General features: G+C 45.3%; 14 protein-coding genes and 1 CRISPR repeat array. Of the genes, 10 read left to right on the top strand and 4 right to left on the bottom strand.

All coding sequences use genetic code 11. The annotated features are described in order from the left end of the window. Nucleotides 1–2 precede the first annotated feature (2 nt). Complete coding sequence (locus CRP01_RS40365) at nucleotides 3–422, top strand: hypothetical protein (RefSeq protein WP_099155797.1); 420 nt, start codon at nucleotides 3–5, stop codon at nucleotides 420–422. Between the two features lie 267 nt (nucleotides 423–689). On the opposite strand, the gene CRP01_RS42630 is transcribed toward CRP01_RS40365, so the two are convergent. From CRP01_RS42630 to CRP01_RS40350, 3 genes are all read right to left on the bottom strand, one after another. Further along, nucleotides 690–860: a hypothetical protein gene (locus CRP01_RS42630; protein WP_170110748.1), complete on the bottom strand. Its 171-nt coding sequence runs from the start codon at nucleotides 858–860 to the stop codon at nucleotides 690–692. A gap of 345 nt (nucleotides 861–1,205) precedes the next feature. Continuing rightward, nucleotides 1,206–1,502 (bottom strand): hypothetical protein, encoded by a 297-nt coding sequence (locus tag CRP01_RS40355; protein WP_099155795.1) that lies wholly within the window; start codon nucleotides 1,500–1,502, stop codon nucleotides 1,206–1,208. Nucleotide 1,503: 1 nt separating this feature from the next. Continuing rightward, nucleotides 1,504–2,016, bottom strand: coding sequence for a hypothetical protein (locus tag CRP01_RS40350; protein ID WP_099155794.1), 513 nt, complete (start codon nucleotides 2,014–2,016; stop codon nucleotides 1,504–1,506). Between the two features lie 171 nt (nucleotides 2,017–2,187). Here CRP01_RS40350 and CRP01_RS40345 point away from each other — a divergent pair, with 171 nt between their 5' ends. Beyond that, entirely contained in the window at nucleotides 2,188–2,550 is a 363-nt protein-coding gene (locus tag CRP01_RS40345) for a helix-turn-helix transcriptional regulator (protein WP_099155793.1), read from the top strand. 376 nt (nucleotides 2,551–2,926) lie between these two features. Here the strand turns inward: CRP01_RS40345 and CRP01_RS40340 are convergent, their stop codons facing one another. After that, nucleotides 2,927–3,916 carry a helix-turn-helix transcriptional regulator gene (locus CRP01_RS40340; RefSeq protein WP_099155792.1) on the bottom strand — a complete coding sequence of 330 codons (990 nt, stop codon included), beginning with the start codon at nucleotides 3,914–3,916 and terminating at the stop codon, nucleotides 2,927–2,929. 172 nt (nucleotides 3,917–4,088) lie between these two features. Here CRP01_RS40340 and cas6 point away from each other — a divergent pair, with 172 nt between their 5' ends. The 8 genes from cas6 (at nucleotide 4,089) to cas2 (ending at nucleotide 13,267) form a co-directional block, all read left to right on the top strand. Next, on the top strand, nucleotides 4,089–4,886 hold the full coding sequence (gene cas6, locus CRP01_RS40335; RefSeq protein WP_099155791.1) for a CRISPR-associated endoribonuclease Cas6: 798 nt from the start codon (nucleotides 4,089–4,091) through the stop codon (nucleotides 4,884–4,886). A gap of 67 nt (nucleotides 4,887–4,953) precedes the next feature. Beyond that, nucleotides 4,954–6,813 (top strand): hypothetical protein, encoded by a 1,860-nt coding sequence (locus CRP01_RS40330; RefSeq protein WP_099155790.1) that lies wholly within the window; start codon nucleotides 4,954–4,956, stop codon nucleotides 6,811–6,813. Nucleotides 6,814–6,834: 21 nt separating this feature from the next. Next, complete coding sequence (locus tag CRP01_RS40325; protein WP_099155789.1) at nucleotides 6,835–7,791, top strand: type I CRISPR-associated protein Cas7; 957 nt, start codon at nucleotides 6,835–6,837, stop codon at nucleotides 7,789–7,791. Further along, nucleotides 7,779–8,564: a type I-B CRISPR-associated protein Cas5 gene (locus CRP01_RS40320; protein WP_099155788.1), complete on the top strand. Its 786-nt coding sequence runs from the start codon at nucleotides 7,779–7,781 to the stop codon at nucleotides 8,562–8,564. The genes CRP01_RS40325 and CRP01_RS40320 overlap by 13 nt, the downstream gene beginning before the upstream one ends. Before the next feature lie 45 nt (nucleotides 8,565–8,609). Continuing rightward, nucleotides 8,610–11,381 carry a CRISPR-associated endonuclease Cas3'' gene (locus CRP01_RS40315; RefSeq protein WP_099155787.1) on the top strand — a complete coding sequence of 924 codons (2,772 nt, stop codon included), beginning with the start codon at nucleotides 8,610–8,612 and terminating at the stop codon, nucleotides 11,379–11,381. 33 nt (nucleotides 11,382–11,414) lie between these two features. Then, a complete protein-coding gene (locus tag CRP01_RS40310) occupies nucleotides 11,415–11,927 on the top strand; it encodes a CRISPR-associated protein Cas4 (protein ID WP_099155786.1) in 513 nt (170 codons plus the stop codon). 70 nt (nucleotides 11,928–11,997) lie between these two features. Continuing rightward, nucleotides 11,998–13,002, top strand: coding sequence for a type I-B CRISPR-associated endonuclease Cas1b (cas1b, locus tag CRP01_RS40305; protein ID WP_099155785.1), 1,005 nt, complete (start codon nucleotides 11,998–12,000; stop codon nucleotides 13,000–13,002). 1 nt (nucleotide 13,003) lies between these two features. Further along, the gene (cas2, locus tag CRP01_RS40300) at nucleotides 13,004–13,267 is read left to right on the top strand and encodes a CRISPR-associated endonuclease Cas2 (protein WP_099155784.1); all 264 of its coding nucleotides are present in this window, start codon (nucleotides 13,004–13,006) and stop codon (nucleotides 13,265–13,267) included. A 123-nt stretch (nucleotides 13,268–13,390) separates the two neighbouring features. Beyond that, a CRISPR array of direct repeats spans nucleotides 13,391–14,218; the repeat unit is 30 nt; unit sequence CTCGCAATTGGATCATAGTGGGATTGAAAC. Nucleotides 14,219–14,239 lie beyond the last annotated feature (21 nt).

Here is a 14,239-nt window from a genome sequence, read left to right as displayed (position 1 = left end):
ATATGAAATGGTTTTTCGTATTACAATTATTATCACTTTCCATTCAATGCACTTCTCAAGTCTCAAAAGAGGGCGTAATTCAAAGGGTATTAATTAACGCATTACAGACTGAAACATTTTCTAAAGAATTCAACGTATGTAAGGCCTCATGTAGCCAAATTAATATTTTTGACTTTGGAAATCAAATACCTGAATTTCCAATTTCTTTAGAAATTTGTTCTAAAGAAGTAGTCATTTATAATACTACGAGCAGGGATCACCCCGCCCCAAATTCTATTGTGATTCACCGGTTAGACTTCTCAGAAAATCTAGTGAAGATCTTTTTTTGGCGACCCTATTCTGGAGCTTCTGTCATCTTTACGTATAGGTTAAAGAAAAATAACGAAATCCAGCTTATGGAAACCGAGATTGGAACTTTTTAAGATGTGGCATTGCACCTACTAGACACAACACCCCGCTATCGGTAGTATAGCAAACCCATCGATCGACCGCTAACCGGCGTTTGGAATGCCGGGACTGATATTTTTTGAACGCCAAGGCCCGCTTGAAACCATCGGTTTTAAGTGGGCCTTGGTGTTTTCCTGATGAGCTATCGCCGTTAGGATCCCAGATTGGTCGAATTATGGTAAGGTCTTTTGTTGCCGGGCTTTCGCTCCCAAGGAGAGGTACTTTAAAATCAGGGCATTGCCTCATTCCCACATCCAATCGAATCCCCAAATTCCGGGTTCCTCCTCCGCAGGATCGTCCAGTTCTTCCAAAGTATCGAGTGTTTCCTGATATAAGATATCTTCCTCTTCTTCCACCCGATCCAGAACCCAGGGAATGCTTATGTTTGATATGACTTGCCAGAAATCGGTCATGATTTTCAGGTTTAGGTTTTACTTGATTCTTGCTGTACCCTGTCCAACGCTCATATCATCCTACCGACAAAACCATAAATAAATCACCGCCAAGACGCCAAGACGCTAAGGTATTAATGCATTTGCCGGCGGCAAATCCACTAATACGCTCTTGAGCCTTGAGACCGCTAAGGGATTCGAAAAATTTGCGAATGCAAATTTTCTCGAAGAAAGCAATTGCAAAACTTTGCGGCTCGCGGTGAAAAAGAAAAAATGGCCAGTATTATTCCTACCAATAAGGATGTCATGCTATCTTGTTTATTTCCGGAAGGCCGCGGCTATCGTTATTTCATCAGCCAGATGACCTCAATTCCAGCGCTCCTCAATATAAGCCACCAATTCCTCCGACTGCAGCCAGGATAATTTTGGCAAATTACTGATAATTGCCTCTTTGTAGTCAATGGAGGCATCCTTGATCTTTTCCTTGGGCAGCTGGATGAGCAGGAAGCTATCACCCTGGTCTTCCCACGCATCGGTGGGCTCGTCTTCCAGCGTGGTAAGGATAAAGTAGATATTGTCGTATTGCCCCTCTAGTTTATCGTTGATGAAACGGATGTCGAATAGGGGTGCAGTATTAATATCCGTTCTTCTACTTACTTTCATTTTATCTTAGTTTAGTACCGCTGCCGGGAGGGACCGCAAGTCTGCGCAATAGGGGTCTTTTCATATTTTCAGGATGCAAGGGATAATTCCCTATGAATATAGTTTCCAAAACCAACATTTCGGAGTGACTCCCAACCGCTAACACGAAATAATCCAGATTCCAGCGGATAAGTTCTGCCTGACTGTAACGTTCTTTCGGATTAATACTGACACCCACTTTATACGTCTCCTCGAACTTTAAGAAAAACCGACCATTGGTCATTGCTTCCGGAGGGCATAAAGGGCAAGCATAGTATCCGTCGGATCTGGCAACCAAAGCGTAAAACTCGGCTTTGTTTTCAATCCGGTCCACCCGGTCGGCTATCTTATCTGCCGTCGCATCGTCGATCGAGTAAGTACCATCGGGATGTGGAATGACTACATCTTGCCACCGGATATAACCAAAAATAAGGATAATTAGAAAGAGAAGAAATAGTAGTCCAAAGGAAATGGGAGTTTTTTGGGCGCGTTCCATGTCAGAGCATAGGTACAAAAGTCTTACCCTGGAAGTAGGCTTACTTCGAGGAAAGTTTTAGTACATTTGATGAAGTCTCGATTGAATTTTCACAAAGATAACTCACTAGTTCATAAAAGTCAATTCAAATACGCATAAAAGTGAAATAAAAATTCACATTTTAATTTTTAAATGTATTTAAGTAAGAATATCAAGTTTTTAAGAAAAAACCTTAAACTAAGCCAGACGGAGCTTGGAAAACGGGTACAGAAGACCAAAGAGGTCATCAGCGCTTACGAGCGGGGCGTTACTACCCCACCCCTCGACGTGGTAATAGATCTGTGCCGCCTTTTCGGACTCCCATTGGATGATCTTGTCTTTCGCGATCTTGCCAAAGAAGGTGCTTCTGAAAAACCTCTTCGGGAAATGGAAAAATTACCGGCTACCTCCTCCTCCCCGGACATTAATCGCCTGATGGCTCAACGTATTAAAGAACTGGAACGGGAGATCCGGCGGCATAATCCGGGGCTGGCGGATGAGTTGGGGATTGGGTGAGTAAATGGCCCATCGAACTAAGTACAGTCATGGCCGAACGGGGATGGTTAACTTGCTTGGGGGGGAACGGAGTATTAATGAATGTGTTCAAGTTTTTGTGTGCTAATCCCGACCTTTCAGGTACGGGACAAGATGTGCTCAAGAACGAGCTATTTGAGACACAAAAAGAGCGGCTGTAAATCGCTTACAGCTCCCTTTTGGGGTTACTCAATTTGTATGAATCAGTGTACAATTGATATTTATTTTAATCAATTTATTGATCTGAGCAATTAAGGAATACTTATACTGACGTAAAATTGGTTCGGTCAATCCAAACCAATTTAAGTACAGCATATACTGACCGAAGCGGTTTGGGAAAATCCCAAACCACTTCGCGTCATGTATAATAATGCGCTAAGGCATCTTCTAAAAATTTCTTAATACTCGCACGTAGGCTCTCCGGTGCAATCACTTTAACATCACTTCCAAGAGCTAAAATTTTTCTAGTTAATTCGATATCGATTATCAGTTCCATTTCTACCGTCAATTTTTCAGCAGATTCTTCCAGGATGATAAAGGGCTCATAAAATGGTTTTGACAAGAAATAACGGCCATGGAGGTAGTTGAACTCCAGGACTACTTTTTCTATCCCCTTATCAGGTGGGCGATTGATCCCTACAATATATTTCCAGTACTCCGCGGGACGAAAATTCTCAGGACGATTAAAGAAAGTACCAGTGAACACGGGCTCCCCTACTACTCTTTCTAAAGGATAAGTACGAATAAACAATTCATTGGGATCATGAGAAAACCCACCAAGATACCAGCCCTGATGATGTTGTCTTAAAAAATAAGGATCGATCCGGCAAGACCTGGACTGCGACGCGAGGAAAGGGCGATACTCAAATTGAACTTCCCGGGTTTCCTCAATAGCTCGTAAGAAAAAAGGAAGATTCCTGGCGCCTTCATAGTTAGGCAGGGGATCAAAGTAAATGGCCTTAGTAGTGGCTTCTCGATCCAGCCAGCGCCGTACAGATTTCCGGATCTTTTCAAAAATCCCGGAAAGGTTCTCAAACCCAGGAACTTGATTAAATTGAGCCAAAGTAGCAACCGCCAACCGAAGCTGCATAATATCTTCGACAGAAAGTGGAATGGGCTCAGATATATCGAAAGGGTGCGTATATCTCCAACCGCGGTCTTTGGCATCATATTCCAGCGGAGCCCCCATCAATTTCATCTGATCCATATCCGTTCGCAATTGACGAGTACTAACCCCCAATATATTGACCAGTTCCCGAGTAGTAACTAAAGCGTTTCTACCCTTGCGTAGATTGAATATCTCATTTATCCGTTGGTAGCGACTAGATGCATTAGAATTTCTTCCCATAATTGGCGTCAGATTTGAAAAAATATTCTACATTGAGAGAGCCTTATCAGGAAGTTAAATAGAGACCGTACAACTATCCTACTCTTCATTTTCGCCTTTTTGTAAAAATACCAATCATTGTGCAGTAAAACTGCACACCACCACCTTTATTTTGTAGGTATAAAATATTGCCATGTATATTCAAATCGTGCTCCAAAGCCTGGATTCACAGGCTGTCCTACCCATCAACTATCAGTATCCGTTATCGGCCTGGATCTATAAAACCCTAGAGCGAGGAGATCCGAAGGTTAGTGAATTTCTGCATCACGAGGGGTATGTTGACGGTCACCGACGCTTTAAGTTTTATTCCTTTTCCGAACTGCGAACACCTGGTGCCAAGGTACGAGGTGACCGGTTGATACTGACTCAGCCAGAAGTGACATTATCCATCCGGTTCCTTGTCGACCAGGCTGCACAAAGTATGATCAATGGGCTTTTTCAGGCATCAGCGCCACTTTCCATCGGCGATCAGGTATCGCGCGGTCAGTTCAGGATACAATCCCTGAAAATGGAAATGCTCCAGCCCCTGGGCAACCATCTGGAATTTTTCACGGCTTCTCCATTAGTAGTCAGCATTGCAGACGATAATCCGGACGGCACTCCAGGAAAAAAGTACTTATCCCCAATGGATGAAAACTACCAACAGTATTTGCTAGCAAATCTGCAACGCAAGTACATCGTTGCCCGTCAAGCCGGACTACTTGAAGGGCCTGCAGAGCTACCGGAGATCGAATATCAATTGCTATCACGGCATGTAAAAGAAAAGCGAATTGATCTAATGCGTGGTCAGCCCGGCTACACCAGGGTGAAGGGGTACAAATTTAGATTCCGTTTAAGCGCTCCCGAAGTAGTCCTGCGCCTGGCTATGCTGGCCGGAATGGGAGAAAAGAATGCGATGGGATTTGGAGCATTGAAGCGCAATTTTAATTGATTGTTGAGCGTGGAGCGGGAGTTGGGAGTATGTATCCAACTAGTTTTTTACATCCTAATTAAAGAAGATGATACGCGAATTAGTCGAATTCACAGAACAACTAGATGTAGTTTTTAAGCAAACCGGACTTCGTCCGAAAGACGGGCTACACCTGGTATTGACCGCAGTCAAAGATGAAGAAGGAACTTACCGCATTAGCGAGGAAATTGAATGGCGGACCTATTCCCGAAAAGAAGACGAAATGGAAAAGCTACTCAAAAACTGCGCCGCCTGGACGAAAGCCGGCTGGATGATCGGCACTAATAAATGCATGGACCTACCCCAGAAAGCCATTCATTCCGTTTCTCCCTATTGCCTGGCCTTTAAAAGGAGTGCCCTGGAGGGAGGAGCAGCCCACCGCAAAATCAAAGCAGCCATAAATGCGGGAAAGAAAAAAGAACAACTGTATAATCGGATAGCTACCTACTTCGGTCACACCCAGCAATACATAACCGATCAGGAGACAGACCACTACCAGATATCCGTAGCTTTTTGTCTGGCCCTAAACACATCCGAAAAGCTCCACCAGCTGCTATCGCGAACCGGCGCCTGGGAAGCACTTTCGGATGATTCCTATATCATTTTCTATCTTGATCTGCCGTTGGAAGTCTACCGTTCTGCCCACAATCTCTACTTGCAAAACAAGCTGTTTAATACCTCCGATTTTAACGAAGATGACGGACATGGAAATACTTGGGGCACCAGTGACTTTTTCAACAGCTTTGACAGTAAAAAACCATTTTTACTCCACCGGACGGCCACCTTTCAGATCCCCGGTCGCATCAAAGCCCATGAAGCCCGTCAGCTCTACGAGTTTGGAGATCTGCTCACCCGTAAAATACTGCCGAATCCCGTACCAGTCTTTATTTTACAAGAAGAGCTTTTAGAACAAGCCATTACCATATTCAAGCGTGAGGCCCTTTTAGATGCCAGCGTACGAAAATCATATGCCGGTATTATTGAGGAGCTTTACGATAAGCACCCGGAAGATCTAGGCAATTACTACCTACTCTATTATGTAAAAGGAATAATTAGAGACTTCGATTTTGTCAACAGGTTCAGGTACTATCTTCGAGCCCCTGACGGGAGTCCCTGGCGGGTCCAACAACTCATTAAATTCGGCGAAGCTTTATCAATTGATCACGTCTTCGAATTTCAGCGCCAAATCCTACCAGTGATATTGAACAATTCCTTAGTAAGGCTCACCCAAAAGGGTATGGTAGTAAAATATTTCGAAGATATTGAGCCCAAACATTGCGACGACAACAATGCAGTTATATACGGTCTGGTGCGAAAGTACCGGCAAGCCATTTATGATTTCATCTATAAATCCAGACGCTCCGGGTTAACCGCCGCGGCCTTTCGTGACATTATGAGTTCCGGTATCCGATCGGACATCAGTCGGGGCAAAACACCTTTTCACATCTGTCAGAAACTCAACATCTGGTTTAGCCTGAACGGCTATTTCGATCCTGATCATTCAAATTTCAACGGTATTAATATGTCAGAGACTATCCCTCAACTTATGGAAAAAATGCGCCAGGTGGCTAATGCCGGCGCCCATTTCGAAACCCCAGAAGCATTTGCCTTCGGTGCCGGACAGGTCATTTATTTTTTGCTTCGCCAGAGCAAAACAGAAAATAAGACCCACGCGCTGCTGGAGCCTTTTACCCAAAAAACAAATCCAGATATGCTGAAGCAAGAAATTGCCCGCGTATTTGACCGTTACAAACAAGAGATCAGCTTCGGCCAGGGTCGCTTTGAGCGCCTCATGCGGGAAGTGCTCGGGTATAGCGGGCCCGCAGACCTACGCAAGCTATTTCCTGTACTGCTGGCCGGGTATTTTTCCGAACCCGTGATCTTCGAGCAGCGCCCTAATGATCAATAACAACCTATAAACTTTACCACCATGTCTACCACCTTCAATCAACGCGTTTTCGGTTGCGCCGTCATTAAATCGATCAATTCCAACTATAACGCCGACTTCACCCATCAACCCCGTACATTACCAGATGGAACAGTATATGCCACCGATAAGGCATTAAAATACACTGTAAGGCACTATCTATCCCGGCGACATCCGGAAGAGAAACTATTTTACTTTCGGTCGCTCAGTGACCAGATGCAACCACGAACACTCGATGAGACCTATGCCCATTATTTCGGAGAGCTGCCTAAAGGTAAAGATGAAATAATCCGGAAAACAGTAGCTAACAAACTCTTATCCTGTATAGATGTACGCTTATTCGGTGGAACATTTGCCAGCAAGAACGGCAAGGCCAATCTTTCTATGCACGGGCCGGTACAGATCTCCCACGGCATGAACCGCTATCCCGACGGCGTAATCTATTCGGAGCAGATCATGTCACCATTCCGCAATTCCGGGGAAAAGAACAAAGATTCCACCATGACCACACTGGGCACCCAATCCAAACTAAGCGAAGGCCACTACGTGCACCATTTCTCCATCAATCCCCATAACCTGGACGAGCTGGTCCGGCTATCAGGCGGGCAGGCACTGACCGAGGCCGACATCCAGAAGCTAAAAGAAGCCTTATCCAGTGGCGCTACCCTATATGATTCCGCCGCCAAAGCCGGTACGGAAAACGAATTGATGCTCTGGATACAATTACAGCCCGGCTCATTGTTGGTATTACCCTCCCTGGTGGACAAAGTAGTGATCAAATCAGCAGCAGATCGCCGTCTGATCGACCTTGCCGCAATCACCGAATTACTCCAGCGATCGGCCGTAAAAGATCACATAGAGCGGATCGAGATATACCGGGATCCCACCACTGAGCTGAGTAATGTGCCGGCAGCAGCCGAATTATTGGACCTACACGCTTTCTCGTTATGGAGAAGCTGATATCGTTTGACTTGCAGGCCGATTTCGGTTTTATGAAAAAACCGGATGTAAACGCCGGCATGCAGTTTTCCTATAACATGCTGCACAAGCCGGCACTGCTAGGGATACTCGGTGCGATAGCCGGCATGGGAGGATACCAACACCAAGGGAGGTTTCCAGACTATTATGAACGTCTGGCAGGCTTGCCAGTAAGTATCGAACCCCTGGAAGGTCGACACGAACGAGGCAATTTCAAACGAACCCTCATCACTTATACCAATACTGTCGGCTACGCCAACGAACGAATGAATCTGGTGATCCAGGAGCATACCCTAGTACAACCCGGCTACCGCTGCTACCTATTGTTAGATCCCGAAATAAATAGCGATCAAAGGCTTCTGTATGACCGTATTCACAGCGGACAATCCGTCTACGTGCCCTATCTGGGCAAAAATGAATTTCACGCCTGGTGGGATCCAGCATCCGTACAAGATCATAATTGGAACACATTTGAAGCCAAGAACAATTTCCGGATTGACTCCCTTTTTATACGCAAATATCCACTCCGGGATCATCGGCAAGAAGCCCGTATTGACCTAAGTACCATGACAACGGTCAATGCCTCCTCTTTTGCCTATTTCGAACGCCTGCCGCTTTACTTTTGGGACGATCCGAGATTTATCCAGTACGAGCTGGCGGAATTTGTATTTACCGATTGGGTATTCGCTCCCGAGGTACAGGTCAGTAATCTCTTTTGGTTAGAAGAAGTGCAAAAGATCATTCAGCTATTTTGAAGATATAAAGCACTAATACCTATCACTATTTACGAACATGCTGAGATGCAATCCTTAGAGGTTTTATTTGAAACAGCCATGCGCGTGAACCAGCAACTGCCCGGTCACGAACAGTATCTAGCCCATTTACCCGGAATGGAATATCAGAAAACGACGGCAGCTGAAACCCTGGCTGAGCACGCCGATAAAGTGATGGAATACGCAATGCGGCTTTCGCAGATACACGGGCTGGATGTAGTCGTACACAGATTGATCAGGGGAGCAACCGAACGCTTTACCCGAAAAAAAGAGGTGGCCGCACTTTTAAAAGAAGCTTTTGTCGGCACCATAGCCTTCCATGATTTTGGGAAGATCAACCCCCACTTTCAAATTGACAAGATGGAAAACCCTCTATTTAGAGGAAAATTTCCGCCCCTGATACAGCCGCGGCACGGGCACTCTGCCCTGGGAGCCTACCTATATCTCTGTCATTTTTCAGAAAAAGTGTTACAACAAGCCCAGCTGGGCGAAGCAGAAAAGACCTGGTTATTAGCCGCGCTCATCGTTTTAGCCGACAGTATTATTGAGCACCACAGTCCAAGATTGGGCGCACCGGATCAACGCCTTGCCAAATCGGTTCTCACCCAGGAATGGACCTCATGGGAAACATTCAGACAACAATACAACATAGCCATCTCCCGGCTATTACCCCATTTGTCCGTACAATTGAAACTCATCTATAAGCAAATACAGTGCGAGAACAACTTTCCCTTATTCGCGCTTAGCCGGTTAAACTTTTCGCTGCTAACCAGCGCCGACAATCTGGCCACTTCTGACTATATGAAACAAGGAACGGTAGAAGACTACGGGCTCATTGATGCTACGCTAAGAGAACGCATGCTCCGCAATATCCGCCACACCGAATCCTACAATAAGCTTGCCTTCCAAAAAGCAGATGACTCTACCTGGCAGCCCCCGGATACGAGCGAGCAAGGGCCCCAAAACCTCAATCTGTTGCGCGGGCAAATGGCGATAGAAGTGATCCGGAAAATTAGACAGATACAGCAGCGAAGCCCCGAGCAACGCCTCTTCTACCTGGAAGCCCCTACAGGTGGTGGAAAAACCAACCTTTCCATGCTGGCTGCCGGAGAGCTGATACGACTTTGCCCGGAAATAAATAAGATCTTTTACGTTTTTCCATTTACTACACTGATTACCCAGACCCATCGTTCGGTAGCCCAAACTTTTGGTCTATCAGAGCACGAAATTGGGTTATTGCACAGCAAGGCCGGTTTTCGGGAAAGAGAACAAAGCTCGGCGGACGGTATATACGGAGCCGATTGGAAAAACGATCTGCATCTGCAATTTGCCCACTTTCCCATTTGTCTACTGACCCACGTACGCTTTTTTGACCTCCTAAAATCCCAGCGAAAAAGTGCCATTTACCCCGTGCACCGGCTGGTAGACAGCATGGTGATCATTGATGAGCTACAATCCTATCCACCCCAGGAGTGGGATAAAATCCTGTACTTCATCGATCAGTACAGTAAGTATTTCAACATGCGATTTATTTTGATGTCCGCTACCCTACCCCGCATTGACAAATTAAATATTTCGCGGCATCGCCCTCCCACCTTTTTCGACCTTTTGCCCGATGCCCATCGTTTTTTTCAAAATGACAATTTCCGCAAGCGCGTACACTTTCGTTTTGAGCTACTGGAAGAAAGCGCCCCCATAGGCACTAAGAAAACCATTGATCTACCCGAATTAGCCAATTGTTTATTGGATCGCTCCCGAGAATACGCCATTCAGCACAGTGGTCGCGTATTTACCATGGTAGAATTCATCTTTAAAAAGTCGGCCGCCGATTTTAAAATAGAAATAGAAAAAGTCGACCAGGCCGGCTTTTTTGACCATGTCTTTGTGCTATCCGGCACTATACTGGAGCCCCGTAGACGCGAGGTTATCAATTTCCTGAAGCGGCAGGTCGAAAGCAAGCAAAAAGTCTTACTAATTACAACCCAAGTGGTAGAAGCCGGAGTAGATATTGATATGGACATCGGCTTTAAAAATATTTCCCTCATCGACTCGGATGAACAACTAGCCGGCAGGATCAACCGGAACGTTCGAAAAAAAACTTGCGACGTCTACCTGTTCAAAGTAAACGAACCCGGGACCCTCTACCGCCGAGACCTTCGCTTTCAGATCGCGCGGAATGAGATCTCCATCACCGAACACCGCCGTATTCTGGAAGAAAAAGATTTCACTGCCCTATACGACCAGGTACTTTCAGCCATAAATAAAGGAAACGCACTGCAGGAAATAGACAATTTCCGAACCCAATATTTACCGGCGATCAGCAGGCTCGACTTCCGGGAAATCGATCAACAATTCAAATTAATCGATACCGATAACCTTTCCGTTTTTGTACCGACACTCTTACCGGTGGCGATTGAAGGGCAAAATGAGCATAGGAAAGAAATACTATTTGATGAGGCCGAACTAAATTTTCTGGCAGCTGCCGGCGCTTACCAACCATCCAGTCAAAACGTGGACGGTAAAGCAGTCTGGACACTATATCGTCAATTGCTCCAAGCGGAAAGGACCATGGAATTCTTCGAAAAAAGGATCAGCAAAAAAATATTGCAAGGCATACTGTCCAAATTCACCTTTTCGCTCTTCAATAGTCCGGACCTAATTGCCAGCCTCCAGCCATTTTGCCACGAGAGCAGTCTAGACACCTACCTCTGTCTGCGCGACGATTTTACCGAAATCTACGACTATGAAACCGGGCTACTGGAAAGCAAACTACAATCAGCCGACAGCAGGATATTTTGATCCGAAGCATAACCCTTTAAAGCAAGCCATTAAATGCAGATCAATGCCACGCTTATCAATTTATACCACCTCTGCCACCGGGAACTATGGCTCCATTACCACGGCATTCGTATGGAACACACTTCGGATACGGTCTACGTCGGCAAGCTTATCGGAGAAACGACTTACAGGACCCGGGCCGGCAAGAACAAACAGCTGGAAATAGATGGCGTAAAAATTGACTTTTTCGATCCGAAAACGCGGACCGTATATGAAACTAAAAAGAGTAATAAAGCCGAAGCAGCCCATATTGCGCAGGTAAAATTCTACCTCTATCTATTGGATAAAAATGGCGTAAAAGGTGCCACCGGTATTATTGAATATCCGGAGTTGCGCGAACGCACGATCGTACCGTTTCAACCAGAAAAGGATATCCAGGAGATAGAACGATGGCTAGCAGATATCGAGCGGATCTGTTCGAATAGCCGATGCCCGGGAGTCATAGAGCAACCGATCTGCCGGAGTTGCTCTTATTGTGACTTTTGTTATGCTGGGGAAGAAGGTTAGGGGTGCTGTCCTGACGATTTTTGTTAGGACAAGGGTGCTGGGTGAAATATTTATTATGTACCAATAAGTTATGAAGAAGCCATATTATCTTTTCCATCCGGGACGACTGAGTCGCCGCGATAACACCTTAAAGTTCACCCCGGTGGATGAGCAGGGACAAGTGGGGCAAGCCCGATTTCTGCCTGTTGAATCGGTTGAAGAACTCTATGTCTTCGGTGCGCTGGACACCAACAGTGCCATGTTGAACTTTCTGGGTCAGCAACACATCTGTGTGCACTTTTTCAATTATTACGAACACTATTCCGGATCTTTTATGCCACGGGACTATCTATTGGCCGGCAAGGTACAAGTGGCTCAAACCCAAGCTTACCTGGAGAAAAAAAAACGTTTACCACTGGCCAGGGCCTTGCTGGACGGAGCTGCCGGAAACATGTTGCGGGTACTAAAATATTATGAGAAGCGGCGACCGGGAGTAGCCAAGCAGATTGCGTGGATCCAGGAATATCAGAAAGGTCTGGGAGAGATGCGTACTACCTCAGCACTCATGGGGTTGGAGGGTAATATACGAGGAAGCTACTATGAAGCCTTTGACCATATCATTACCGATTTTGAGATGTCTGGTCGGAGTAAGCGACCACCTAAGAATGAGATCAACGCACTTATTTCCTTTGGTAATATGTTGTGTTACACACAGTGTCTCAAACAGATCTACCATACCCAACTAAACCCAACCATCAGTTTTTTGCACGAACCTGGATACCGGCGCTATTCTTTAGCACTCGATCTGGCGGAGATCTTTAAACCCATACTGGTAGATCGATTGATCTTCACGCTACTAAACAAACGAGTGCTACAAGCCAAACATTTCCGTCAGGATGTAAGCGGTTGTATGCTCAAAGAAAGCGGCGCAAAACTTTTCACCCGTCACTGGGACGAGCGACTAGGAGAAACCATTTATCACCGTACCCTCGGAAAAAAAGTAAGCTACCGGCACCTCATAAAATTGGAATGCTACAAAATAGTTAAGCATCTTATTGGTGACGACATTTATCAACCCTTTAAAATCTGGTGGTAAAATGTACGTTGTTGCCGTATACGACATCAATGAGCAACGAGTAGGAAAAATGCTGAAACTATGCAGACGCTACCTCAACTGGATACAAAATTCCGTATTTGAAGGAGAGATTAGTCCGGTCAAGCTCAGAGAACTCATTACCGAAGCTGAAAGCATAATGCAGTTACACGAAGACAGTTTAATTATCTTTACCAGCCGAGACCAGCAGTGGCTGAATAAAAAGGTCATTGGTCGAGAACGAATGACTACAGATAATTTTTTATAGAGAGTCGTCGATCTCCAGGAAAAAAGCAGCCATTAGAGATCGACGACTCTTAGAGAATAATTTTTTGATTTTTATTTTCTTAATAAACTGAATTTCAATCTTTAATATATATTTTTGTTGAGGCTCGCAATTGGATCATAGTGGGATTGAAACAAGTTTGACGCTTATTTGTTTGGGAGGTCTACGATTCTCGCAATTGGATCATAGTGGGATTGAAACTCGATTTCAATAACTGGCACCAGCTGGCCTACCAGCTCGCAATTGGATCATAGTGGGATTGAAACATAACAAAAAATAGGCCGAATTATAAAACCGCAACATCCTCGCAATTGGATCATAGTGGGATTGAAACTTGGTTACAATTAAGTACTTACCGCCGCCTAAACTTCCTCGCAATTGGATCATAGTGGGATTGAAACTTAGACTGTAGTCGATCACTTCCGGCCGGGGGATCTCCTCGCAATTGGATCATAGTGGGATTGAAACATTGATCAGCTCGACCGGGAAAACCGGAAGATGCGCGCTCGCAATTGGATCATAGTGGGATTGAAACTTCGCAGATATAACCAGTATTTTGGCTTCCGATCCGCTCGCAATTGGATCATAGTGGGATTGAAACCCGCTTCCCCTTTGGGTGGCCATTCTGAATTGAGAAACTCGCAATTGGATCATAGTGGGATTGAAACAGATTTAGCGATCACCACAAACGACGACATCGACGACTCGCAATTGGATCATAGTGGGATTGAAACTTATTCCACGAAATAAACACAAAGACAATGGCTGTAACTCGCAATTGGATCATAGTGGGATTGAAACGTAAATTTCGCACTGATCTCCGCCTGCCGGCGCACCACTCGCAATTGGATCATAGTGGGATTGAAACAGATGATACGGACGGAAGCCAGTAAGCCACAACAACTCGCAATTGGATCATAGTGGGATTGAAACATGCTTTCATACACCGATTGG

The organism is Flavilitoribacter nigricans DSM 23189 = NBRC 102662 (genome assembly GCF_002646595.1).
In the GTDB taxonomy this organism is placed as follows: domain Bacteria; phylum Bacteroidota; class Bacteroidia; order Chitinophagales; family Saprospiraceae; genus Flavilitoribacter; species Flavilitoribacter nigricans.
Note: the sequence above shows the minus strand (reverse complement) of the source record. Positions and strands in the feature narration are given on the sequence as shown.

What these genes read in the sequence shown, in the direction of transcription:
- CRP01_RS40365 (WP_099155797.1), top strand. Translation starts at nt 3, where the DNA reads ATGAAATGGTTTTTCGTATTACAATTATTATCACTTTCCATTCAATGC.
- CRP01_RS42630 (WP_170110748.1), bottom strand. Translation starts at nt 860, where the DNA reads ATGACCGATTTCTGGCAAGTCATATCAAACATAAGCATTCCCTGGGTT.
- CRP01_RS40355 (WP_099155795.1), bottom strand. Translation starts at nt 1,502, where the DNA reads ATGAAAGTAAGTAGAAGAACGGATATTAATACTGCACCCCTATTCGAC.
- CRP01_RS40350 (WP_099155794.1), bottom strand. Translation starts at nt 2,016, where the DNA reads ATGGAACGCGCCCAAAAAACTCCCATTTCCTTTGGACTACTATTTCTT.
- CRP01_RS40345 (WP_099155793.1), top strand. Translation starts at nt 2,188, where the DNA reads ATGTATTTAAGTAAGAATATCAAGTTTTTAAGAAAAAACCTTAAACTA.
- CRP01_RS40340 (WP_099155792.1), bottom strand. Translation starts at nt 3,916, where the DNA reads ATGGGAAGAAATTCTAATGCATCTAGTCGCTACCAACGGATAAATGAG.
- cas6 (WP_099155791.1), top strand. Translation starts at nt 4,089, where the DNA reads ATGTATATTCAAATCGTGCTCCAAAGCCTGGATTCACAGGCTGTCCTA.
- CRP01_RS40330 (WP_099155790.1), top strand. Translation starts at nt 4,954, where the DNA reads ATGATACGCGAATTAGTCGAATTCACAGAACAACTAGATGTAGTTTTT.
- CRP01_RS40325 (WP_099155789.1), top strand. Translation starts at nt 6,835, where the DNA reads ATGTCTACCACCTTCAATCAACGCGTTTTCGGTTGCGCCGTCATTAAA.
- CRP01_RS40320 (WP_099155788.1), top strand. Translation starts at nt 7,779, where the DNA reads ATGGAGAAGCTGATATCGTTTGACTTGCAGGCCGATTTCGGTTTTATG.
- CRP01_RS40315 (WP_099155787.1), top strand. Translation starts at nt 8,610, where the DNA reads ATGCAATCCTTAGAGGTTTTATTTGAAACAGCCATGCGCGTGAACCAG.
- CRP01_RS40310 (WP_099155786.1), top strand. Translation starts at nt 11,415, where the DNA reads ATGCAGATCAATGCCACGCTTATCAATTTATACCACCTCTGCCACCGG.
- cas1b (WP_099155785.1), top strand. Translation starts at nt 11,998, where the DNA reads ATGAAGAAGCCATATTATCTTTTCCATCCGGGACGACTGAGTCGCCGC.
- cas2 (WP_099155784.1), top strand. Translation starts at nt 13,004, where the DNA reads ATGTACGTTGTTGCCGTATACGACATCAATGAGCAACGAGTAGGAAAA.